At 72.3% G+C, this 22,062-nt stretch carries 21 protein-coding genes; 18 read left to right on the top strand and 3 right to left on the bottom strand.

What is annotated here, in order from left to right; all coding sequences use genetic code 11:
• Window positions 1-132: 132 nt before the first annotated feature.
• Window positions 133-1,002: an HAD family hydrolase gene (locus DY240_RS02635; RefSeq protein ID WP_119658419.1), complete on the bottom strand. Its 870-nt coding sequence runs from the start codon at window positions 1,000-1,002 to the stop codon at window positions 133-135.
• Window positions 1,003-1,274: 272 nt separating this feature from the next.
• On the opposite strand from DY240_RS02635, the gene DY240_RS02630 reads away from it, so the two are divergent.
• The 6 genes from DY240_RS02630 (at window position 1,275) to hemB (ending at window position 7,310) form a co-directional block, all read left to right on the top strand.
• Window positions 1,275-1,526 (top strand): glutaredoxin family protein, encoded by a 252-nt coding sequence (locus DY240_RS02630; protein ID WP_119658418.1) that lies wholly within the window; start codon window positions 1,275-1,277, stop codon window positions 1,524-1,526.
• Between the two features lie 137 nt (window positions 1,527-1,663).
• The gene (locus tag DY240_RS02625; RefSeq protein WP_119658417.1) at window positions 1,664-2,398 is read left to right on the top strand and encodes a redox-sensing transcriptional repressor Rex; all 735 of its coding nucleotides are present in this window, start codon (window positions 1,664-1,666) and stop codon (window positions 2,396-2,398) included.
• Window positions 2,395-3,759: a glutamyl-tRNA reductase gene (locus DY240_RS02620; protein ID WP_119658416.1), complete on the top strand. Its 1,365-nt coding sequence runs from the start codon at window positions 2,395-2,397 to the stop codon at window positions 3,757-3,759. The genes DY240_RS02625 and DY240_RS02620 overlap by 4 nt, the downstream gene beginning before the upstream one ends.
• On the top strand, window positions 3,756-4,700 hold the full coding sequence (gene hemC / locus DY240_RS02615) for a hydroxymethylbilane synthase (RefSeq protein ID WP_119658415.1): 945 nt from the start codon (window positions 3,756-3,758) through the stop codon (window positions 4,698-4,700). The genes DY240_RS02620 and hemC overlap by 4 nt, the downstream gene beginning before the upstream one ends.
• The gene (locus tag DY240_RS02610) at window positions 4,675-6,315 is read left to right on the top strand and encodes a bifunctional uroporphyrinogen-III C-methyltransferase/uroporphyrinogen-III synthase (protein WP_407659265.1); all 1,641 of its coding nucleotides are present in this window, start codon (window positions 4,675-4,677) and stop codon (window positions 6,313-6,315) included. Before hemC ends, DY240_RS02610 begins: the two co-directional genes overlap by 26 nt.
• 11 nt (window positions 6,316-6,326) lie before the next feature.
• Window positions 6,327-7,310 (top strand): porphobilinogen synthase, encoded by a 984-nt coding sequence (gene hemB / locus DY240_RS02605; RefSeq protein ID WP_119658413.1) that lies wholly within the window; start codon window positions 6,327-6,329, stop codon window positions 7,308-7,310.
• A 2-nt stretch (window positions 7,311-7,312) separates the two neighbouring features.
• On the opposite strand, the gene DY240_RS02600 is transcribed toward hemB, so the two are convergent.
• Entirely contained in the window at window positions 7,313-8,197 is an 885-nt protein-coding gene (locus DY240_RS02600) for an alpha/beta fold hydrolase (protein WP_119658412.1), read from the bottom strand.
• A gap of 106 nt (window positions 8,198-8,303) precedes the next feature.
• Here DY240_RS02600 and DY240_RS02595 point away from each other — a divergent pair, with 106 nt between their 5' ends.
• The 11 genes from DY240_RS02595 (at window position 8,304) to ccsB (ending at window position 19,997) form a co-directional block, all read left to right on the top strand.
• Window positions 8,304-9,833, top strand: a complete 1,530-nt coding sequence (locus DY240_RS02595) for a sodium-dependent transporter (protein ID WP_199700661.1) — start codon at window positions 8,304-8,306, stop codon at window positions 9,831-9,833.
• Window positions 9,830-9,949, top strand: a complete 120-nt coding sequence (locus DY240_RS02590; RefSeq protein ID WP_119658410.1) for a methionine/alanine import family NSS transporter small subunit — start codon at window positions 9,830-9,832, stop codon at window positions 9,947-9,949. Before DY240_RS02595 ends, DY240_RS02590 begins: the two co-directional genes overlap by 4 nt.
• Window positions 9,950-10,247: 298 nt before the next feature.
• Window positions 10,248-10,673 carry a Fur family transcriptional regulator gene (locus DY240_RS02585; protein ID WP_325049269.1) on the top strand — a complete coding sequence of 142 codons (426 nt, stop codon included), beginning with the start codon at window positions 10,248-10,250 and terminating at the stop codon, window positions 10,671-10,673.
• Between the two features lie 59 nt (window positions 10,674-10,732).
• Entirely contained in the window at window positions 10,733-12,181 is a 1,449-nt protein-coding gene (locus DY240_RS02580; RefSeq protein ID WP_119658409.1) for a catalase, read from the top strand.
• A gap of 136 nt (window positions 12,182-12,317) precedes the next feature.
• A complete protein-coding gene (locus DY240_RS02575; protein WP_119658408.1) occupies window positions 12,318-13,853 on the top strand; it encodes a M28 family peptidase in 1,536 nt (511 codons plus the stop codon).
• 78 nt (window positions 13,854-13,931) lie between these two features.
• Entirely contained in the window at window positions 13,932-15,242 is a 1,311-nt protein-coding gene (gene hemL / locus DY240_RS02570; RefSeq protein WP_119658407.1) for a glutamate-1-semialdehyde 2,1-aminomutase, read from the top strand.
• On the top strand, window positions 15,239-15,886 hold the full coding sequence (locus DY240_RS02565) for a histidine phosphatase family protein (protein WP_119658406.1): 648 nt from the start codon (window positions 15,239-15,241) through the stop codon (window positions 15,884-15,886). The genes hemL and DY240_RS02565 overlap by 4 nt, the downstream gene beginning before the upstream one ends.
• On the top strand, window positions 15,886-16,629 hold the full coding sequence (locus tag DY240_RS02560) for a TlpA family protein disulfide reductase (RefSeq protein ID WP_119658405.1): 744 nt from the start codon (window positions 15,886-15,888) through the stop codon (window positions 16,627-16,629). The genes DY240_RS02565 and DY240_RS02560 overlap by 1 nt, the downstream gene beginning before the upstream one ends.
• Window positions 16,626-17,369 (top strand): cytochrome c biogenesis CcdA family protein, encoded by a 744-nt coding sequence (locus DY240_RS02555; RefSeq protein ID WP_119658404.1) that lies wholly within the window; start codon window positions 16,626-16,628, stop codon window positions 17,367-17,369. Before DY240_RS02560 ends, DY240_RS02555 begins: the two co-directional genes overlap by 4 nt.
• Before the next feature lie 13 nt (window positions 17,370-17,382).
• The gene (resB, locus tag DY240_RS02550) at window positions 17,383-18,993 is read left to right on the top strand and encodes a cytochrome c biogenesis protein ResB (RefSeq protein ID WP_119658403.1); all 1,611 of its coding nucleotides are present in this window, start codon (window positions 17,383-17,385) and stop codon (window positions 18,991-18,993) included.
• Window positions 18,993-19,997: a c-type cytochrome biogenesis protein CcsB gene (gene ccsB, locus DY240_RS02545; protein WP_119658402.1), complete on the top strand. Its 1,005-nt coding sequence runs from the start codon at window positions 18,993-18,995 to the stop codon at window positions 19,995-19,997. The genes resB and ccsB overlap by 1 nt, the downstream gene beginning before the upstream one ends.
• Before the next feature lie 663 nt (window positions 19,998-20,660).
• On the opposite strand, the gene DY240_RS02540 is transcribed toward ccsB, so the two are convergent.
• The gene (locus DY240_RS02540; RefSeq protein ID WP_233552572.1) at window positions 20,661-21,092 is read right to left on the bottom strand and encodes a PLD nuclease N-terminal domain-containing protein; all 432 of its coding nucleotides are present in this window, start codon (window positions 21,090-21,092) and stop codon (window positions 20,661-20,663) included.
• Window positions 21,093-21,577: 485 nt separating this feature from the next.
• Here DY240_RS02540 and DY240_RS02535 point away from each other — a divergent pair, with 485 nt between their 5' ends.
• Window positions 21,578-22,045, top strand: coding sequence for an Lrp/AsnC family transcriptional regulator (locus DY240_RS02535; protein WP_119658401.1), 468 nt, complete (start codon window positions 21,578-21,580; stop codon window positions 22,043-22,045).
• Window positions 22,046-22,062: the final 17 nt, after the last annotated feature.

Below are 22,062 nucleotides of genomic sequence, written 5' to 3'. Positions count from 1 at the left end.
GCCCCTTCGCCCCCGCCCTCGCCCCCCGCGCCGACGTTGATCTTGGAGTTGTTCGGGTATCTACCGGACATTTCACCCGCCAATTGCCGAACAACTCCAAGATCAATTTCGGGGAGGGGTGGGTGGACGGGGTCAGCGGCGCTTGCGGGCGGCGACGATGCCGACCGCGGCGCCGGCGACGGCACCCGTCCCGGCCGCGATGCCCAGCGTCGTGTTGCGCCGCCGGGCCCGGTAGTCGCGGATGCGCCAGCCGCGCTTGCGGGCGTGCCGCCGAAGCCTGCGATCGGGGTTCACCGCACACGGGAAGCCGACCAGCGAGAGCATCGGGATGTCGTTGGCGGAGTCGCTGTAGGCGGAGCAGCGGCCGAGGTCGAGGCCCTCGCGCTCGGCCAGCGAGCGGACGGCGGCCGCCTTGTCCTCGCCGTGCAGCAGGTCGCCGACCAGCCGGCCGGTGTACCGGCCGTCGACGTGCTCGGCGACGGTGCCCAGCGCACCGGTCAGGCCGAGCCGCCGGGCGATGATCGTCGCCACCTCGACCGGCGCCGCCGTCACCAGCCACACCCGCTGGCCCTGGTCGATGTGCAGCTGGGCGATCGCCTGGGTGCCGGGCCAGATCTTGTCGGCCATCTGCTCCTCGAAGATCTCCTCGCCGACCCGGGACAGCTCCTCGACCGACCGCCCGGCGATGAACGACAGCGCCGCCGCGCGCGCCTCGACGATGTGGTCGGGGTCCTCGGCGCCGAGCGCGAACTGCAGCTGCTGCCGCCCGAACCGGAGGATGTCGCTGGTGCGGAGCAGTCCGCGCTGGTGCATGCCGCGGGCGAGGTAGAACAGCGACGCGCCGCGCAGGACGGTGTTGTCCAGGTCGAAGAAGGCCGCCGCCCGGGCGTCGGACGGCAGCTCGATGCCGGCGATCGCCTCGGCGGTGCTGGCCGCGACGTCGGCCCGCGCTCGTTCCGACGCGGCCCCGGTGCGTTCCCTGCGCAAGCGCAAACCCGGCATGGTCGCCAAGAGTAACGGCGCATCGCTCGCCCGGATGCCCGTTGCCGGCCGGTCGGGTCATGCCCCGCCCGGCTGGGTGGGATCCCACCCTACGCGCGGTCACCGACAGCCTCGCGTCCATCAGTCGCTCCGACCGGCCCGTCAGGCGCTCCCACGGGCGGACGCGCCGGCGCACCCGCTCGCGGCAGGACGTACGGTGGCCTTGCGATGAGCACGTATACGCACCGGTGCGTAATGGTGCTCATCGCAAGCGAGCCGAAGGGAACCCCTCCATGAGCGAACCGCCGCGGGTGCTGCTGCTCGGACGGCCGGGCTGCCACCTGTGCGACGACGCGCGGGCCATCGTCGAGGCGGTCTGCGCCGAGCTGGGCGTCGGCTGGGAGGAACGCAGCATCGTCGGCGACGCGGAGCTGGAGCGGCGCTACGGCGAGCAGATCCCCGTCACGTTCGTCGACGGCGCTCAGCACGACTTCTGGCGGGTCGACGCCGACCGGCTCCGCCGCGCTCTCACCGGCGCCTTATAGAACATCCAGCCCAGAACAGCAACTTTGTGCACACGTTCACAAGCGTCTAGGCTGGGGCGCATCGTAAAGCCTGCCGGTTCGGGTCCGTCACCCGGCCCCCGGATGTCGCCTTCCGCGCCGGCCGACCGGGGAGTGTCGTGACCCGAAACAGCCGCCCGTCGTCCACACCGACAGCTGCCGCAGCACCGCCGCGCGGCGTGCCGGAGGCGACGGTCGCGCGGTTGCCGCTGTACCTGCGGGCGCTCACCACGCTGGCCGAGCGCGGCGTGGCGACGGTGTCGTCGGAAGAGCTGGCCGCGTCGGCCGGGGTCAACTCCGCCAAGCTGCGCAAGGACCTCTCCTACCTGGGCTCCTACGGCACCCGCGGCGTCGGCTACGAGGTCGACTTCCTGCGCCACCAGATCACCCGCGAGATCGGCCTGACCCAGGACTGGGCGGTCGTCATCGTCGGCATCGGTAACCTCGGCCACGCGCTGGCCAACTACGGCGGGTTCGCCTCCCGCGGCTTCCGCATCGCCGCGCTGGTCGACGCCGACCTCAGCCGCGTGGGCGAGGAGGTGGCCGGTCTCAAGGTCCGGCACGCCGACGAACTGGAGCAGATCGTCCAGGACCTCGGCATCGCCATCGGTGTCGTCGCCACGCCGGCCCGGGCCGCGCAGCTGGTCTGCGACCGCCTCGTCGCGGCCGGCGTCACCAGCATCCTGAACTTCGCGCCGGCCATCGTGCAGGTGCCCGAGGGCGTCGACCTCCGCAAGGTCGACCTCTCCACCGAGTTGCAGATCCTCGCCTACCACGAACAGCGCAAGAACGGCGCCGCGCTGGCCCTGACCGCCGAGCAGGCGGCCGAGCTGGCCGAGGCGGTGAACGGATGAGCGTGCTGGCCATCGGCGTCTCGCACCGCAGCGCGCCCGTCGAGGTGCTCGAGAGCGTCGCCCTCGACCGCGCGGCGGTCGTGAAGCTGCTCGACGAGGTCCCGTCGTCCGACCAGATCGCCGAGGCGGTCGTCGTCGCCACGTGCAACCGGCTCGAGCTGTATCTCGACACCGCCACGTTCCACGGCGGCATCGAGGAGGCGAGCGCGCTGCTGTCGCAGCACACCGGCGCCCCCATCGAGCTGCTGACGCCGTACCTCTACGTCCACTACGGCGACCGCGCGGTGTCGCACCTGTTCCACGTCGTCAGCGGCCTCGACTCCATGGTGGTCGGCGAGACGCAGATCCTCGGGCAGGTGCGCGACGCGTTCCGGCTCGCGCAGACCTCCGGGGCCACCGGCCGGGTGCTGACGGAGCTGTTCCAGACGGCGCTGCGGGTGGGCAAGCGGGCGCACGCCGAGACCGGCATCGACGCCGCCGGCCGCTCGCTGGTGACGCTCGGCCTGGCCCGGGTGCTGCCGGCGGTCGCCGCCGAGGGCTGGTCGGCCGGGCGGGTCGCCGGCGCGTCCTGGCGCGAGCTGCTCACCGGCACGTCGGCCCTGGTGGTCGGCGCCGGGTCGATGGCGGCGCTGGCCGCGGCCACGTTGCAGCGCGAGGGCGTCGACGTCGTCGTCGCCAACCGCACGCCCGAGAACGGCGCCCGCGTGGCCGAGGCGGTCGGCGGCCGCGCGGTCCCCATGGCGGCGCTGCCGCAGGTGCTGCGCGAGGTCGACATCGTCATCTCATGCACCGGCGCCGCCGGCGTGGTGCTGCCGTTCGAGACCGTCGAGGCGGCGGTCCACGGCCGCGGCGGCCGGCCGCTGGGCATCGTCGACCTCGCCCTGCCGCGCGACGTCGACGCCGGCGTCGCCGACCTCCCCGGTGTCGTCCTGGCCGACCTCGCCCGCCTGAGCGAGGCCGCCGACGACGACGTCGCCGACGCCCGCACCATGGCCGGCGACGTCTCCGCCGTGCGCTCGATCGTCACCGACGAGGTGGCCGCGTTCGCCACCGCGCGCCGCGCGGCCCAGGTCGCGCCCACCGTCGTCGCGCTGCGCAGCATGGCCGACGACGTCGTCGACGCCGAGCTCACCCGCATGGCCGGGCGGCTGCCCGACCTCGACGAGCGCACCCGCGCCGAGGTCGCCCGCACGGTGCGCCGGGTCGTCGACAAACTGCTGCACCAGCCGACGGTGCGGGTCAAGGAGCTCGCGGCGCAGCCCGACGGCGCGTCGTACGAGGCCGCGCTGCGCGAGCTGTTCGCGCTGGACCGCCGGTCCATCGACGCCGTCGCCAAGCCCGACGGGACGGTGACGCCATGACGACCACACCGCTGCGGCTGGGCACCCGGCGCAGCGCCCTCGCGCTGGCCCAGGCCCGGTACGTCCAGGAGCGCCTGCGCGCGCTCGGCCACGTGGTCGAGCTGGTCGAGATCACGACCAAGGGCGACGTGACGACGGCGCCGCTGGACCGCATCGGCGGCACCGGCGTGTTCGTCGCGGCGCTGCGCGAGGCGCTGCTCGACGACCGGGTCGACCTCGCGGTGCACTCGCTCAAGGACCTCCCGACGGCACCCGCCGACGGCCTGGTGCTCGCGGCCGTCCCGGAGCGGGAGGACCCGCGCGACGTGCTGTGCGCGCGCGACGGCCTCAAGCTGTCCGACCTTCCGGCCGGCGCCCGCGTCGGCACCGGGTCGCCGCGGCGCGAGGCACAGCTGCGGGCGCTCGGCCTGGGCATCGAGATCGTCGGCCTGCGCGGCAACGTCGACACCCGGCTGAGCAAGGTGACCGACGGCACGCTCGACGCCGTCGTGCTGGCCCGGGCCGGGCTGGCGCGGCTGGGCCGGCTCGACTCCGTCACCGAGGTGCTCGACCCGATGCAGGTGCTGCCCGCTCCGGGGCAGGGCGCGCTCGGCATCGAGTGCCGCACCGCCGACACCGCGCTCGCCGCGGTGCTCGGCACGCTCGACGACCCCGCCGCCAGGGCGGCGGTCACCGCCGAACGCACCCTTCTCGCCGTGCTCGAGGCCGGTTGTACGGCACCCGTGGGTGCCTACGCCGAGGCGGCGGAGGGCGATGGAGGCCTCGAGCTGTACATCCGGGCTGTCGTGGCAGCACGCGACGGATCGGTGAGTATCCGCAAGTCAGCCACCGGACCCCTCGGGGGGGCGGAGCAGATCGGGCGCGACCTCGCGCTCGAGCTTCTCGCCGACGGGGCCGGGGCAGTCGTCGACGCCGGTGGGCCGGCGTCGAAGGAGGAATAGAGTCGTGACCACTCCGCGAGGTGCGCAGAAGCGCGCCGAAGAAGGTGGCGTCGCGTTCGTCGGCGCCGGTCCCGGCGATCCGGGGCTGCTCACCCTACGGGCGGTCGAGGTGCTCGGTGGGGCCGACGTCGTCGTCATCGACGAGCCGGCGCACCGCACCATGCTCGCGTACGCACCCGGCATCGTCGAGGTCGTCGACGTCAGCGTCGACGACGAAGGCGTCACCCTGACCGCATCGGCCCGCGGGCGCCGCGTCGTCCAGGCCGCCAAGGGGGGACGGCGGGTGGTGCGCCTGCTCGGCGGCGACCCGTTCACCCACGCCACCGGTGCCGACGAAGCGCTCGCCTGCGCCAAGGCCGGCATCCCGTTCGAGGTCGTCGCGGGCGTCGCCACGGCCACGTCCGTCGCCGCGCACGCCGGCATCCCGCTGGTCACCGGCCGCCGCCGCAGCGTCGAGATCTTCGACGTCGGCGGCAAGATCGACCTGCGGTCCTGCACGGCCGACACCGTCCTGCTGACCGGCGTCACCGAGCAGCTCGGCCACCTCGCCGAGGCGCTCGTCGACGCCGGCCGGGTGCCGTCCACGCCGGTCGCCGTCGTGACGTCCGGCAGCACCGTCGAGCAGCAGACCGTCGTGTCGACGCTGGGGACCATCGCGGCCGACGCCCGGGCGGCCAAGGTCGAGGGGCCGTTCGTCGTCATCGTCGGCGACACCATCGAGCACCGCGACACGCTCTCGTGGTTCGAGACCAAGGCGCTGTTCGGCTGGCGGGTCCTGGTGCCGCGGACGAAGGAGCAGGCCGGCGCGCTGTCGGCGGCCCTGCGCCGGTCCGGCGCGGTGCCCGAGGAGGTGCCGACGATCTCCGTCGAGCCGCCGCGCAACCCGCAGCAGATCGACAAGGCCGTACGCGGCATGGTCGAGGGCCGCTACGAGTGGATCGCGTTCACCTCGGTCAACGCGCTGCGGGCGGTGAAGGAGAAGCTGACGGCGTACGGCCTCGACGCTCGCGCGCTGTCCGGCCTCAAGGTCGCCGCCGTGGGCGAGAAGACCGCCGAGGCGCTGCGGGCGTGGGGCATCGAGCCCGACCTCGTCCCGTCCGGCGAGCAGTCCGCCGTCGGGCTGCTGGCCGACTGGCCGCCGTACGACGAGGTGCTCGACCCCATCAACCGGGTCTTCCTGCCGCGTGCGGACATCGCCACGGAGACGCTGGCCGCCGGGCTGACGGAGATGGGCTGGGAGGTCGACGACGTCACGGCGTACCGGACGGTGCGCGCGGCGCCGCCGCCGGCCGAGACCCGCGACGCGATCAAGACCGGCAAGTTCGACGCCGTCGCCTTCACGTCGTCGTCGACGGTGCGCAACCTCGTCGGCATCGCCGGCAAGCCGCATGCGTCCACCGTCGTCGCCTGCATCGGTCCGCAGACGGCGAAGACCGCCGAGGAACACGGCCTGCGGGTCGACGTCCTGGCGCCCGAGCCGTCCATCGAGGCGCTGGCCGACGCGCTCGCGCAGTTCGGCATGACCCGCCGGCTGGCCATGGTCGAGGCGGGCGAGCCGGTGCTCAAGCCGTCGCAGCGCCGCCGGGCCTCCGCCCGCCGCAAGAGCGCCCAGTAGGAGGGGTCGGCATGGGGTATCCGGAGACCAGGCCGCGGCGGCTGCGCCGTACGCCGGCCCTGCGCCGGCTGGTCGCCGAGACGTCGCTGGAGCCGCGGCACCTGGTGCTGCCGATGTTCGTCCGCGAGGGCGCCACCGAGCCGCGGCCGATCGCGTCGATGCCCGGCGTCGTGCAGCACACCATGGAGTCGCTGCGCAAGGCGTCGCTGGAGGCGGTCGAGGCCGGCGTCGGCGGGCTCATGCTGTTCGCCATCCCGGAGCGCAAGGACGCCGCCGGCTCCGGCGGCGTCGACCCGAAGGGGCCGCTCAACGCCGCCATCCGCGAGGTCGTCGCCGAGGTCGGCGAGGCCACCGTCGTCATGGCCGACCTGTGCCTCGACGAGTTCACCGACCACGGCCACTGCGGCGTGCTGGCCCCTGACGGCTCGGTCGACAACGACGCGACGCTCGAGGTCTACGGCCGCATGGCCGTCGCGCAGGCCGAGGCCGGCGTCCACGTCGTCGGGCCGAGCGGGATGATGGACGGCCAGGTGGCCGCCGCGCGCGCCGCGCTCGACGCGGCCGGCCACACCGACGTCGCGATCCTCGCCTACGCCGCCAAGTACGCGTCGGCGTTCTACGGGCCGTTCCGCGACGCCGTCGAGTCGTCGCTGGTCGGCGACCGCAAGACGTACCAGCAGGACCCCGCCAACGGGCTGGAGGCGCTGCGCGAGACCGCCCTCGACGTCGAGGAGGGCGCCGACATGGTCATGGTCAAGCCGGCCATGTCCTACCTCGACGTGCTGGCGCGGGTCCGCGACCTCGTCGACCTCCCCGTCGCGGCGTACCAGATCTCCGGCGAGTACGCGATGATCCAGGCCGCCGCCGAGCGCGGCTGGATCGACCGCGACCGCGCCGTCCTCGAGACGCTGACGTCCATCCGCCGGGCCGGCGCTGACATCGTCCTGACGTACTGGGCGGTCGAGGCCGCCCACTGGCTGCGCGCGGCCCGCTGACGTCAGTAATGGACCCGCGCGAGGAAGTCGCGGGTCAGCCGCACCAGGTCGCCCAGGTGCGTCTCGATCAACCAGTGGCCGGCGTCGGGCAGCACGTGCAGCTCGGCGTCGGGCAGGTCGGCGAGGTAGGCGTGCGCGGCCTCGGCCGGCATGTAGCCGTCGTGCGGTCCCCAGACGATCAGCGTCGGCGGCCGGTGCTCGCGCAGGTAGGCCTGGTAGGCCGGGAACCGGGCCACACTGTCCTCGATCTGGGCGAACAGGTCGACCATGATCGCCCGGTTCTCCGGATCGCGCATCCGGGTCCAGGCCAGCTGCCAGAGGTCCGGTGAGATGCGTTCGGCGATGTGCGCCGGCACCTCGCCCAGCACCTCCTCGCGCAGCCCGCGCTCGGTGACGGCCTCCTCCAGCTGCGAGCGCAGCTCGTCGGACGGGTCGGCCCAGTAGCGCCGCAGCAGGTCGTACTTCGGGCCGAGCGTGTGCTCGTAGGCGTCGCCGTTCTGGATGACCAGGGCGGCGATCCGGTCCGGCCGGCGCATCGCCAGCTGCAGGCCGACCTGCGAGCCGTAGTCGAACAGGTAGAGCGCGAACCGGTCGACGCCCAGCTTCGCCAGGACGGCGTCCAGCACGTCGGCGTAGCCGGCGAACGTGTAGTCGAACTCCGACCGGGAGGGCTGCGCGCTGTACCCGAAGCCGGGGTAATCCGGCGCGATGAGCCGCCACCGATCGCCGAGCGCGGCCATGAACCCGCGGTAGTGGAACGACGACGACGGATAGCCGTGCGGCAGCAGCACGACGGGCGCGTCCGGCGGTCCGGCCTCGCGGTAGAAGATCTCGAGGCCGTCGATCGAGACGGTCCGATGGGCTACGGGTGCCGGGGTCGTCGACATGCGTCACCTCCGCACTGGACGTCGTTCCCGCTCGCCACGGAGACAAACACCCTGTCGGAGCCGGACGGTAAGGTCGGTTGTCATATGGATCGTGCGAGGAGTGACAGTGCACCGCGAACGGGAGCAATGGGGCACTCGGGCCGGGTTCCTCATGGCGGCCGTCGGCTCGGCCGTCGGCCTGGGCAACATCTGGCGATTCCCCTATGTCGCCTACGACAACGGCGGTGGCGCCTTCCTGCTGCCCTACCTGGTGGCGCTGCTGACGGCCGGCATCCCGTTGCTGGTGCTCGAGTACACCATCGGGCACCGCTACCACGGCTCGCCGCCGCTGGCGTTCCGGCGCCTCCATCGCCGCGCCGGCGTGCTGGGCTGGTGGCAGGTCGCCATCTGCGTCGTCATCGCCGCCTACTACGCGGTCATCATCGCCTGGGCGGCCCGGTACGCCGGATTCTCCGTGGGCCAGGACTGGGGCGACGACCCCGAGGCGTTCCTGCTCGGTGACTTCCTCCAGGTCGGCGACGCGGGCTGGATCACCTCGTACGTGTCGGGGGTGCTCTGGCCGCTCGTCGCGGTCTGGGTGTTCGTGCTGGCCGTCCTCGCCCTGGGCGTGCGGCGCGGCATCGAGCGCGCCAACCGCTTCTTCATCCCGCTGCTGGTGGCGCTGTTCCTCGTCCTCGTCGTCCGGGCGCTGTTCCTCGACGGCGCCGCGCAGGGCCTCGAGGCGCTGTTCGCGCCCGACTGGGGCGCCATCACCGACGGCACCGTCTGGGTGGCGGCGTACGGCCAGATCTTCTTCTCGCTGTCGGTCGGGTTCGGCATCATGATCACCTACGCCTCGCACCTGCACCGGCGCTCCGACCTCACCGGCTCGGCGCTGGTGGCCGGGTTCGCCAACAGCTCCTTCGAGATCCTCGCCGGCATCGGTGTCTTCGCCACGCTGGGCTTCATGGCGACCGCCAGCGGGGTGGCGGTCGCCGACGTGGCGCAGTCGGGCGTCGGTCTGGCGTTCATCGCCTTCCCCGAGATCATCTCGACGCTCACCAGCGGTGCCGGACTGTTCGGCGTGCTGTTCTTCGTCTCGCTGGTCATCGCGGGCGTGACGTCGTTGATCAGCATCGTGCAGGTGGTCGTCTCCGCGGTGCAGGACCGCACCGGGATGGCCCGGCTGCCGGCCGTGCTGACGGTCGGCGGCGGCATCGCGCTCATCTCGATCGTGCTCTTCCCGACCGCGCAGGGCCTGCACTACCTCGACGTCGCCGACCACTTCATCAACCAGTACGGCATCGTCCTCGCCGCGTTCGTGGTGGTGCTCGTGGTCGCCTGGGCGCTGCGGCGGCTGCCCGCGCTCCGCGCGCACGCGAACCTCACCTCCACCGTCCGGCTGGGCGCCTGGTGGCAGGTGGCGCTCGGGCTGGTCACCCCCGTCATGCTGGGCTGGATGCTCTGGGACAGCCTGCGTCAGGAGTTCGAGGAGAACTACGGGGGCTACTCCGACGGCTTCCTGCTGGCCGTGGGCTGGGGTGTGGCCATCGGCGCACTGGTCGTGGGCGTGCTGCTGTCGCTCTTCCCGTGGCGGGACCGCGACACCTTCGTGCCCGCCGAACTCGAGACCGTCGGCGGAAGGGAGCGGGCATGAGTGCCGGGGCCGTCGCCATGCTCGTCGTGGCCATCGTCATCGTCTGGGGCGGGCTGGTGGCCAGCGTCGTCCACCTGCGCCGGCACCCCGACGAGGGACCGCCCGAATCCGGCTGACCGGCTGTGATGTCAACGCGCACAGCGACACGGCCTCGATGATCGAGCCGTGCCCGACCGACGTGAGATCGTCTGCACCTGCGGCTCTACCCGGTTCGTGGACCAGATACGTGCGGCGAACCGTGATCTGAGCTTCCCGACGTCGACAGTCGTAGCCGTCCTCTGAGCATCGAGACGTCCGCAGAAAACGGCCCCCGCTATTGAGGACGCCGCGTGCCGGATCGGCGCCGCGCGCTCCTCCCTACCTGGATTCGGACGTTTACTTGACTCATTCCAGAAAAGCGTCCAGGATCGAGTCGTGCCCACGGACGAGCAGCTGCGCGACGACGCCGCGTCGCGGTTGCGGGCCGCCGGGCTGCGGGTCACCGCGCCCCGCGTGGGCGTGCTCGTCGCCCTCGAGCGCGAGTCGCACGCCGACGCCGACACCGTCGCGCGGCACGTCCGGGCCTCGCTCGGCGCCGTCTCCACCCAGGCCGTCTACGACGTGCTGCACGCGCTCACCGAGGCGGGGCTGCTGCGCCGCATCGAGCCGGCCGGGTCCACCGCGCGCTACGAGACGCGGGTCGGCGACAACCACCACCACATGATCTGCCGGGGCTGCGGCGTCATCGTCGACGTCGACTGCTCCGGGGCGGCGCCCTGCCTGGCGCCCGCGCACACGCACGGCTTCATGCTCGACGAGGCCGAGGTGACCTTCTGGGGGCTGTGCCCCGACTGCCACTGATACACCCCCGCTGGCGCGAGACCTCGCGGTCAGCTACCACCCCCCAACGAGGAGAATGCATGAGCTCGACGCCGCACACGACCACCAACTCCGGCGCCCCGGTGGCCAGCGACGCCCACTCGCTGACGGTGGGTCCCAACGGCCCCATCGTGCTGCACGACCACTACCTGGTCGAGAAGCTGGCCCAGTTCAACCGCGAGCGCGTCCCGGAGCGGGTGGTGCACGCCAAGGGCGGCGGCGCCTTCGGCGTCCTCGAGGTCACCGAGGACGTCAGCCAGTTCACCAAGGCCGCGCTGTTCCAGCCGGGCACCCGCACCGAGGCGCTGGCGCGGTTCTCGTCCGTCGCCGGCGAGCAGGGCAGCCCCGACACCTGGCGCGACCCGCGCGGCTTCGCGCTGAAGTTCTACACGACCGAGGGCAACTACGACCTCGTCGGCAACAACACCCCGGTGTTCTTCCTGCGCGACACCATCAAGTTCCCCGACTTCATCCGCTCGCAGAAGCGGCTGCCGGGCTCGAACCTGCGCGACCACGACATGCAGTGGGACTTCTGGACGCTGTCGCCCGAGAGCGCGCACCAGGTGACCTGGCTGATGGGCGACCGCGGCCTGCCGCGCAGCTGGCGGAACATGGACGGCTTCGGCTCGCACACCTACCAGTGGATCAACGCCGGCGGCGAGCGCTTCTGGGTGAAGTACCACTTCAAGACCGACCAGGGCCACGAGTTCCTGACTCAGGCCGACGCCGACCGCATCGCCGGTGAGGACGCCGACCACCACATCCGCGACCTCTACGAGGCGATCCAGCGCGGCGACCACCCGTCGTGGACGGTGTACGTGCAGGTCATGCCGTACGCCGACGCCGCGGGCTACCGGTTCAACCCGTTCGACCTCACCAAGGTGTGGCCGAAGGGCGACTACCCGCTGATCAAGGTCGGGACGCTGCGGCTGGACCGCAACCCGGAGAACTACTTCGCGCAGATCGAGCAGGCCGCGTTCGAGCCGAGCAACTTCGTGCCCGGCATCGCCGCCAGCCCCGACAAGATGCTGCTCGGCCGCATCTTCTCCTACGCCGACGCCCACCGGTACCGCATCGGCACCAACTACGCGCAGCTGCCGGTCAACGCGCCGAAGAACGAGGTCCACTCGTACTCGAAGGACGGCGCCATGCGGTTCGACTTCGCCGCGGCCGACCGCCCGGTCTACGCGCCCAACAGCCACGGTGGCCCGGCGGCCCAGCCGTCGCTGGTCGGCGACGCCGGCTGGGAGTCCGACGGCGAGCTGGTGCGCGCCGCCGCCACCCTGCACGCCGAGGACGACGACTTCGGCCAGGCCGGCACGCTGGTCCGCGAGGTCCTCGACGACGCCGCGCGCGACCGGCTGGTGGGCAACATCGCCGGCCACGTCGGCCAGGTGAAGAGCGACGAGCTGCGCCAGCGGGTCTACCAGTACTGGCGCAACGTCGACGAGACCCTCGGCAAGCGCGTCGAGGAGACCGTCGGCCGCTGACGCCGGCCGGACCCCCTGCGGCCTCGGAGGAACGAGGCCGCAGGGGGTTCCGCACGTCTGCACCCCGGCGTACGCTCGCCCTCCTACAAGGGGGTTCCGCAGGCCCCTCCAGGACACCACGAACTGGGGAGCCGAGATGAGACGGAACGCAGTGTTCGCCGTGGGAACCGCGGCAGCCGCCGTCCTGATCGCAGCACCGCTGGCGTCGGCGGCGAAACCCGTCGACAGCACCGCGTTGCGCGACGCCGTCACGTCCGCGGGGATCATGGAGCACCTCGAGGTGTTCCAGGACATCGCCGACGCGAACGGCGGCACGAGGGCGTCCGGGACGCCGGGCTACGACGAGTCGCTGGAGTACGTCAAGGCACAGCTGGACGCCGCCGGCTATCAGACCACCGTGCAGCCGTTCCTGTTCAACACGTTCGAGGAGCTCGCCGCGCCGGCATTCGAGCGGGTGTCGCCCGACCCCGCCGCCTACGCCGAGGGCGACGACTTCCTCACCATGGAGTTCTCCGGCAGTGGCGACGTGACTGGCGCACTGGTGCCGACCAACGACATCATCATCCCGCCGACGTCGCAGCCCAGCTCCAGCAGCGGCTGCGAGGCGGCCGACTTCGCGCCGGCGTCGGCGACCGAGCCGCAGGTCGCGCTGGTCCAGCGGGGCACCTGCGACTTCACCGTGAAGGCGGTCAACGCGCAGAACGCCGGCTACGACGCGGTCGTGATCTTCAACGAGGGCCAGGAGGGCCGCACCGAGGCCGTCGCGGGCACTCTCGGCGCCGAGACGGAGGCGACCATCCCGGTACTCGGCGCGAGCTTCGCCGTGGGCGCCGACCTCTACGCCCGGACCCAGGCGGGCACCGTCGTCGTGCACGTCATGACCTCGACGCTGATCACCCACGACGTCCCGACGGCCAACCTGCTGGCCACGACCGGCGAGGGCCGCAGCGACCGGCAGGTCGTCGTCGGCGCGCACCTGGACTCCGTCGCCGAGGGCGAGGGCATCAACGACAACGGCTCGGGCTCGGCGCAGAACCTCGAGATCGCGCTGCGGATGGCCGAGCTGGGCATCGAGCCGCGCAACCAGGTCGTGTTCGCCTGGTGGGGTGCTGAGGAGTCCGGGCTGATCGGCTCGCAGTTCTACGTCGACTCGCTCACCACGCGGCAGGTCAAGGGCATCGCGGTCAACCTCAACTTCGACATGGTCGCGTCGCCGAACTACGTCCGGTTCGTCTACGACGGCGACGCCTCCGACACCGCCTCGCTCGGGTCGACGGGGTCCGGCGTCGTCGAGGACGTGTTCACCGACTACTTCGCCGCACAGGGCCTCGAGACCGAGCCGACGGCGTTCGACGGGCGCTCTGACTACGACGCCTTCATCAACGTCGGCATCCCTGCCGGCGGCCTGTTCAGCGGGGCCGAGGGCATCAAGACGGCGGAGCAGGCGGCCGTCTACGGCGGCACGGCGGGCCTGGCCTACGACCCGTGCTACCACGCCGAATGCGACGACATCAGCAACCTGTCCGTCCAGGCGCTGGACGAGTTCTCCGACGCCGCGGCGCACGCCACGCTGACGTTCGCCATGACCACGTCGGCCATCGAGGGCACCGACAAGGGCAACGCCATCGGTCAGTCGGAGTCGTCGTTCCTGGGGTCGCACCTGCGGCGCTGAGACGGTTCCCGGCGGGAGCGGCCCGGACGCCGTGGGGGCGGCGTCCGGGCTGCTCGGAGCACTTGCGACAATGACGCGGTGACCAACGACGACGTGCCGCGCAGTGCGGAGCTCTTCGACCGTGCGCGGGCCGTCACGCCCGGCGGGGTGAACTCGCCGGTGCGGGCGTTCCGGGCCGTCGGCGGAACACCCCGGTTCATCCAGCGGGCCACTGGACCCTATCTCTACGACGTCGACGGCCGCGAGTACGTCGATCTCGTCGGCTCGTGGGGGCCGATGATCCTCGGCCACGCCCACCCGGCCGTCGTCGAGGCCGTCCGCGCGCAGGTCGCGCTGGGCACGTCGTACGGCACCCCCACCCAGCCCGAGGTCGAGCTGGCCGAGGAGATCGTCGCCCGCACCAGCGTCGAGCAGGTCCGGCTCGTCTCCAGCGGCACCGAGGCCACCATGAGCGCCATCCGGCTGGCCCGCGGCGCCACGGGGCGCAGCAAGGTGGTGAAGTTCGCCGGTCACTACCACGGCCACGTCGACGCGCTGCTGGCCGCCGCCGGCAGCGGGGTCGCCACGTTCGCGCTGCCCGACACCCCCGGTGTCACGGGTGCCAGCGCGGGCGACACCATCGTGCTCCCGTACAACGACACCGGCGCGGTGAAGGCGGCCTTCGCCGAGCACGGCGAGCAGATCGCCTGCGTCATCGCCGAGGCCGCGGCAGGCAACATGGGCGCCGTCGCTCCCGTCGACGGGTTCAACGCGTTCCTCCGCGACACCGCCCACGAGCACGGCGCGCTGCTCATCCTCGACGAGGTGATGACGGGGTTCCGGGTCTCCCGCTCCGGCTGGCACGGCCTCGACGGCGTCACGCCCGACCTCACGACGTTCGGGAAGGTCATGGGCGGCGGCTTCCCGGCGGCGGCGTTCGGCGGCCGGGCCGAGGTGATGGAGCTGCTGGCGCCGGCCGGGCCGGTCTACCAAGCGGGCACGCTGTCCGGTAACCCGGTCGCGACGACGGCCGGCCTGACGACGCTGCGGCTGGCCGACGCCCAGGTCTACGGGCACCTCGACGCCACCGCCCAGCGCATCGGCGCGCTCGTCGGCGAGGCCCTGACCGCAGCCGGCGTGCCGCACCGCGTCCAGTACGCCGGCAACCTGTTCAGCGTCTTCTTCACCCCCGACGGCGGCCCGGTCACCGACTTCGCCGGGGCCAAGCGCACCAGCACGGCGCGGTTCGGCGCGTTCTTCCACTCGATGCTGGAGTCGGGCGTGTACCTGCCGCCGTCGGCGTTCGAGGCGTGGTTCGTCAGCGCCGCCCACGACGGCCGCGCCGTCGACCGCATCGCCCAGGCGCTGCCCGCCGCCGCGGCCGCCGCTGCCGGGGCGGAGGCGGCATGAGCGAGCTGACCCGCGTGCACCTGCTGCGCCACGGCGAGGTGCACAACCCCACCAAGGTCCTCTACGGGCGGCTCCCCGGCTACCACCTCTCCGATCTCGGCCGGGCCATGGCCGAGCGGGTCGCCGCCGCCGTCGCCGACCGCGACATCACGGTGCTGGTCAGCTCGCCGCTGGAGCGGGCCCGCGAGACCGCGGCGCCGCTGGCCGAGGCGCTGGGTCTGGAGGTCCGCACCGACGACCGACTGCTCGAGGCGCTCAACGTCTTCGAGGGCCTGACGTTCGGCGTCGGCGACGGGTCCATGCGCCACCCGCGGCACTGGCGCAGCCTGCGCAACCCGTTCAAGCCGTCGTGGGGCGAGCCGTACCGCGACATCGCCGCCCGCATGCTGGCCGTCATGGCCGACGCCCGCCGCGACGCCGCCGGCCACGAGGCCGTGCTGGTCTCGCACCAGCTACCGATCTGGACGGTGCGCAGCTTCATCGAGGGCCGCCGGCTCTGGCACGACCCCCGGCGGCGCGAGTGCGCGCTGGCCAGCCTCACCACCGTGACGTACGAGGACGACACCATCGTCTCGGTCGCCTACAGCGAGCCCGCCGGCGACCTGCTGCCCCGGATCGGCAAGCCCTTCTCGGCGGGTGCGTGATGCGACGGATCCTCCTTCTCGCGGCCGCGGCGGCGCTGGCGCTGGCCGGGTGCTCCGACGGCCGGGTCGAGCGCAGCGACAACGCCAACCAGGCCGGCTACATCGCCGGCGACGGCACCATCAGCATCTACGAGCCGGCCGAGCGGAAGGCGGCGCCGGAGTTCAGCGGCGAACTGCTCGACGGCGGCGAGTTCCAGCTCGCCGACCGGCTCGGCGACGTCGTCGTGCTCAACGTGTGGGGCTCCTGGTGCCCGCCGTGCCGCAGGGAGGCGCCGGACCTCCAGGCCGCCTACGAGGCGCTCGAGCCCGAGGGCGTCCAGTTCGTGGGTGTCAACGTGCGCGAGCCGAACGGCCAGCGGCCGGCGCAGCAGTTCGAGGACGAGTTCGGCATCACCTACCCCAGCATCTACGATCCCGAGGCCGCCTCCCTGCTCGCGTTCCGCGACACCGTCCCGCCGGCGGCCATCCCGAGCACGCTGGTCATCGACCGCGAGGGCCGTATCGCCGCGCGGGTCCTCGGGCCGCTGGGCGAGACGACGCTCACCGACATCGTCCGCGAGATCGCGGCCGAGGCGCCCGTGACGGGCGCGGCCGCGGAGGGCACCGCTGATACAGCGACATCGGGTGGTCGGACCATCCACGGGACCGAAACGATCCTCAGCACTGCGCGGCACCGCACCGCCGATTCGAGGAGACCTCCGGCCCCCTCTCACCAGGCGGTCGTGGATGGTCCTCCCGGGTGAGCTCCTTCGGCGACACCGTCCTGACCGGTTCGCTGGCACTGGCCGTGCCGGTGGCGGCGCTGGCCGGGCTCGTCTCGTTCCTGTCGCCGTGCGTGCTGCCGCTGGTCCCGGGCTATCTGGGCTACGTCACCGGGCTGTCCGGGGCGGAGCTGGCGTCCGGGCGGCGCGGGCGGCTGGTGCTCGGCGTCCTGCTGTTCGTGCTGGGGTTCAGCGTGGTGTTCGTCTCGTACGGGCTGCTCTTCGGCGGCCTGGGCACGCTGCTGCTGGAGCACAGCGAGACCATCATGCGGGTGCTGGGCGTCGTGACGATCGGGCTCGGGCTGCTGTTCGCCGGCTGGCTGCCCGGCCTGTCCCGCGACTGGCGCGCCGAGGCGCGGCCGGCGGTGGGCCTGGCCGGCGCGCCGCTGCTGGGTGCGGTGTTCGGCATCGGCTGGACGCCGTGTATGGGGCCAACGCTGGCGGCCGTGCAGGCGCTGGCGTTCACCGAGGCCAGCGCCGGTCGCGGGGCGCTGCTGTCGTTCGCGTACTGCCTGGGGCTGGGCATCCCGTTCCTGGTCGCGGCGCTGGCCTATCAGCGGGCGACCCGGTGGTTCCAGTGGGTGCGCAAGCACCAGTTGGCGGTCATGCGGGCCGGCGGGATCCTGCTGATCGTGCTCGGCGTGCTCCTCGTCACCGGGCTGTGGGGCGAGCTGATGTCGTCGATGCAGGGCTGGATCGGCGGCTTCGAGGTGGCGGTGTAGAGGTGGGCACACGATGACGACGAGCATGGACACCCGCCCGCCGGTGGACGACCGGCCGCCGCCGCTGAACGGCCCGGAGCTGGCCCGGTGGGCCTGGCGGCAGCTCACGTCGATGCGGGTCGCGCTGATCCTGCTGTTCCTGCTCGCCGTCGCCGCCATCCCCGGCTCGATCATCCCGCAGACCGAGGCGAACCCGCTCAACGTCCGCGACTTCCGCGCCCGCAACCCCACGCTGTCGGAGTGGTACGACCGCCTCGGCCTGTTCGACGTCTACTCCGCGCCCTGGTTCGCCGCCATCTACATCGCGCTCATGGTGTCGCTGGTCGGCTGCATCCTGCCGCGCACCTGGCAGCACTGGAAGGCCGTCCGGGCGCAGCCGCCGAAGGCGCCGCGCCGCCTGACGCGGATGCCGGCGTACCGGAAGGTCGAGGTCGACGCCACGCCCGAGGAGGTGCTGGCCGTCGCCCGGGCCGAGCTGCGGTCCCGGCGCTACCGGCTGCGCCGTCCCGCGGAGGGCGAGGACGACTCCGTCGCCGCCGAGACCGGGCATCTGCGCGAGACCGGCAACCTGCTGTTCCACCTGTCCGTCGTGGTCGTCCTCCTGGCCGTGGCGCTGGGCGGGCTGTTCAGCTACCGGGCGACGGTGCTCGTCCCGGAGGGCTCGGGCTTCTCCAACCAGGTCATCCAGTTCGACAGCCTGTCCGCCGGCGCGCTGTTCGACACCGCCGACCTGCCGCCGTTCTCGATGGACGTCGACGAGTTCCGCATGGAGTTCGTCGAGGCCGGCAACCAGATCGGCCAGCCCGCCGAGTACGAGGCGACGGTGACCGTCGTGCCCGAGCCGGGCGCGGAGCCGGAGACGCACACGATCCGGGTCAACGAGCCACTGAACATCGACGGCACGTCGGTGCACATCATCAACCCCGGGTACGCCCCCGCGTTCACCGTCAAGGCCGCCGACGGCGAGACGATCCTGGCCGAGGGGCCGGTGCCGTTCCTGCCCATGGACGGGAACTTCACGTCGGAGGGCGTGGTCAAGGTCGAGGTGCCGCCGGAGCACGGCGACGACATCGGCATCCAGGCGTCGTTCCTGCCCACGGCCTTCCTCGACGAGAACGGCCCGCGCTCCATCTTCCCCGGCGCCCGCAACCCCGAGGTGTATCTCACCGCCTGGCACGGCGACCTCGGCCTCGACGACGGTCAGCCGCAGTCGGTGTACCGCCTCGACACCACCGACATGGAGCAGTACCTGGGCGACGGCGGCGAGCCGTACCGTGCGCGACTGCCCGTCGGCGAGACGGTCGGGCTGCCCGACGGCCGCTCCATCACCTTCGACGGCTACGTGACCTGGGTGAACCTGCAGATCGGCCGCAACTCCGGCCGCGAGCTGGCGCTCGTCGGAGCCATCGCCGCCGTGGTCGGCCTCATGGGCTCGTTGTACGTGCGCCGGCGCCGGGCCTGGGTGCGTGCGAGCGTCGGGCCGGAGGGGCGTACCGTGGTCGAGGTCGCGGGGCTGCACCGGGCCGAGGGCTCGGCCGGCGACCGCCTCGTCGACGAGATCGGCGCCGTCACCGACGGGCTGTTGCTGCGCCTGGGCGGCGCGGAAGGAAAGAAGGAGGACTGATGGACCTCGATGCCGTCGCCGAGTGGAGCCGCTACGTCGTCGTCGTGGCCGTCCTCGGCTACCTGGCGGCCTGGCTGGCGTTCTGCGCCGAGGCGGGCATCCACAGCCGCCGTCGCCGCGCCGTGACGGTGGCCGAGCCCGAGCGCGAGCTCGTCGGCGTGACGTCGTCGGGCGATGCTCGGGCGTCGTCGGCGGATGTTCCGGCAGGTGCGCCGGACGGTCCCGCCGGTCCTGGCGACGCCGAGCTCCTGCAGCGCGCCGACCGTCTCGGCGGCATCGGCCGCGGTGTGTTCGGCCTGGCCACGCTGGTGCTCGCCGCCGGCGTCGTCATGCGCGGCCTGGGCACCGAGCGGGCGCCCTGGGCCAACATGTACGAGTTCTCCATCACCGGAGCTCTCGTCGCGTCGATCGTCTTCCTCGCTCTCGCCCGCACGGTCGTCGGCCGCGTCGTCGCCGTCTGGGCCGTCCTGCTGATCTTCGTCACCGTCGGCCTCGCGGCCACCTTCCTCTACGTGCCTCCCGGCCCGCTGCAGCCGGCGTTGCAGTCGTACTGGCTGGTCGTCCACGTCGGCTGCGCGGTACTGGCGTTCGGCCTGTTCACCGTCGGCGCGGTGGTCAGCGCCCTGCAGATCGTGTCCGAGCGGGCCGCCGACCGCGGCCGCACGAGCGGCTTCGGCGCCTCGCTGCCCGACTCCGCGGCCCTGGACCGGCTGGCCTACCGGCTGACCGCGATCGCGTTCCCGATCTGGACGTTCGGCCCGCTCATCCTCGGCGCGATCTGGGCCGAGGTCTCGTGGGGCCGGTACTGGGGCTGGGACCCCAAGGAGGTGTGGGCGCTGATCACCTGGCTCGCGTACGCCGCCTACCTGCACGCCCGGGCGACGGCCGGCTGGAAGGGCTCCAAGGCGTCCGTGGTCGCGCTCATCGGGTACGCAACGGTGCTGTTCAGCTACTTCGGCGTGAACATCCTCTTCAATGGGTTGCACTCGTACGGCGGCCTCTGACCTGGCCTCCGGATTCGTGACGTTGGGCCGTCCCCCTGCTGCCCGATTGTCTTGGCCGCGGGCGCGCGCCTCAAGCGGACTATGGAGGCGCTTCGCGCCGGCGATGACCGCTTGACCCGCGCGCCCGCGGCTCAGAACGGGCAGCTATCAGGGGGACGGGGGAAGAGCGGCGACGGCTACCGGGGCGTCGGCCCTGTTTCTGTGTGGCGTTGGTGTCGTGGGGCGTCCACTNCGACGGCTACCGGGGCGTCGGCCCTGTTTCTGTGTGGCGTTGGTGTCGTGGGGCGTCCACTTGGTGAGATTTCGCCGTGATTCGGGGGCCATCACGAGGATTACCCCAGCGTCAACACCCCTACAGTCATGGTGATGCTCACGGAATCCTCGTGATGTAGGCGATCCTTGATGATCACCGCTGTCCACAGCCCGACAAAACGGTGCGAAACGGGCACGCCAAACATGACGCGTGCCCAGATCCTCCCCGTCCCCCTGATAGCTGCCCGTTCTTCGCCGCGGACGGGCGAGTCAAGCGGTCATCGCCGCGCGAAGCGCCACTAGTCCGCTTGACGCGCGCGTTCGCGGCAAGAGAATGGGGCAGCCGGGGACGGGGAGCCCCACCAACGCCGCGACCGTCCGCGGAACGTCCGCGATCGCCCGGCGGTAGCCCTAGCGGGAGTCGTCCTCGTCGTCGGTGTGCTGGCGGGCCTCGTCCTCGCGCTGACGGGCCTCGGCCTCCTTGCGGCGCTGGGCCTCCTCGGCGGCGCGCGCTTCGGCCTCCTTCTTGCGCTTGATCTCCGCCTCACGACGGCGGAGGTCGGCCTCCCACTGGTTGAGCATCCGCTCGTGCTTGGCGTCGGTCTCGCGCAGGTGCCGGAGGAACTCGGGGTCGTCGTCGGGGGCGAGGGGACGACGGGGCGGCGCGGCGGGCCGCTGCGGGCGGTCGCGGAGCTTGCCGATGGCCAGCCAGAGGATGGGCCCGACCAGCGGGACGAGCACGATGATCGCCGCCCAGGCGACGCGGTTCAACGACCGGAACCTGGCGGAGTCGGTCTGCAGGCAGTCGATCAGCGCATACACGAGCAGCGCGATGGCGACCACGATTGGTAGTACCCGACCCACCGTGCGACCTCCCCGGTCGAGCTGTGTCCCTTTCCACCAGCCTAGGTGCTGGGCCGGGCGTGACGCACCCCGGACCGCGTTCGGCTCGTCTGAGCGAGCATCGCACGGTCCGGGGGCGCCACGACCAGGGGCTGGGGGGCCAGCCCTCGGAAGCGTCCGGCCGGACGGGGCCGGACGCGTGGCCGGTGATCAGGCGAAGAGACGGCGCCGCGGGCGGTGGCCGGCGCGGAGCACGGCTGCCTGGCGTGCCTTCTCCGCCTCCCGACGCAGGTCGTCGATGCGGGTCTGGGCGTACTCCAAGCTGTACAACGACACTCCCTGTAGCAAATCTCAATTGAATCGAAGGCCGTCAGCGACCTTTCGCCTATGATTCTAAGTTACGGGGAGATCACGGGGCAATCTCGAAGCGGGTGATCCCCACCACGTTGCCGGCGCCCTCAGCGGCGCTGCGAGGATGGAGCGCCATGGACACCGTCGATACGAGTCTTGTCGCGGCGCTGCGGGCCAACGGCCGTGCGTCGTACGCGGAGCTGGGACGGCTGGTGGGGCTGTCCGGGCCGAGCATCCAGGAGCGGGTGCGCCGGCTCGAGGAGCGTGGGGTGATCACCGGCTACCGGGCCACGGTCAACCCGTCGGCGCTGGGTCTGGGGCTGACGGCGCTGATCGGGCTGGTGCTCTCCGACTCCGCCGGCCACGAGGAGGTCGGCACGCGGCTCGAGGACGTCGCGGAGGTCGAGGACTGCTGGTTCATCGCCGGTGACGAGGCGTACATGCTGAAGGTCCGCGTCGCCGACGTCGAGGGGCTGGAGCGGCTGCTCGGCAAGCTGGTGCGCATCGAGGGCGTCGCGCGCACCCGTACCACCCTGGTCATCTCCACGCGGTTCGAGGACCGCCAGGTCGAGCCGGCCCGCTCGGAGCTGGTCGGCAGCTGACGCACCGGGTGAAATCC

Origin of the sequence: Jiangella rhizosphaerae, from assembly GCF_003579925.1 — a bacterium.
Classification (GTDB): domain Bacteria; phylum Actinomycetota; class Actinomycetes; order Jiangellales; family Jiangellaceae; genus Jiangella; species Jiangella rhizosphaerae.
This window is presented reverse-complemented; position numbering and strand designations above follow the sequence as displayed.

Coding starts and splice junctions, on each gene's coding strand:
- DY240_RS02635 (WP_119658419.1), bottom strand. CDS start 1,002: ATGCCGGGTTTGCGCTTGCGCAGGGAACGCACCGGGGCCGCGTCGGAA.
- DY240_RS02630 (WP_119658418.1), top strand. CDS start 1,275: ATGAGCGAACCGCCGCGGGTGCTGCTGCTCGGACGGCCGGGCTGCCAC.
- DY240_RS02620 (WP_119658416.1), top strand. CDS start 2,395: ATGAGCGTGCTGGCCATCGGCGTCTCGCACCGCAGCGCGCCCGTCGAG.
- hemC (WP_119658415.1), top strand. CDS start 3,756: ATGACGACCACACCGCTGCGGCTGGGCACCCGGCGCAGCGCCCTCGCG.
- hemB (WP_119658413.1), top strand. CDS start 6,327: ATGGGGTATCCGGAGACCAGGCCGCGGCGGCTGCGCCGTACGCCGGCC.
- DY240_RS02600 (WP_119658412.1), bottom strand. CDS start 8,197: ATGTCGACGACCCCGGCACCCGTAGCCCATCGGACCGTCTCGATCGAC.
- DY240_RS02590 (WP_119658410.1), top strand. CDS start 9,830: ATGAGTGCCGGGGCCGTCGCCATGCTCGTCGTGGCCATCGTCATCGTC.
- DY240_RS02580 (WP_119658409.1), top strand. CDS start 10,733: ATGAGCTCGACGCCGCACACGACCACCAACTCCGGCGCCCCGGTGGCC.
- DY240_RS02575 (WP_119658408.1), top strand. CDS start 12,318: ATGAGACGGAACGCAGTGTTCGCCGTGGGAACCGCGGCAGCCGCCGTC.
- DY240_RS02565 (WP_119658406.1), top strand. CDS start 15,239: ATGAGCGAGCTGACCCGCGTGCACCTGCTGCGCCACGGCGAGGTGCAC.
- DY240_RS02560 (WP_119658405.1), top strand. CDS start 15,886: ATGCGACGGATCCTCCTTCTCGCGGCCGCGGCGGCGCTGGCGCTGGCC.
- resB (WP_119658403.1), top strand. CDS start 17,383: ATGACGACGAGCATGGACACCCGCCCGCCGGTGGACGACCGGCCGCCG.
- ccsB (WP_119658402.1), top strand. CDS start 18,993: ATGGACCTCGATGCCGTCGCCGAGTGGAGCCGCTACGTCGTCGTCGTG.
- DY240_RS02535 (WP_119658401.1), top strand. CDS start 21,578: ATGGACACCGTCGATACGAGTCTTGTCGCGGCGCTGCGGGCCAACGGC.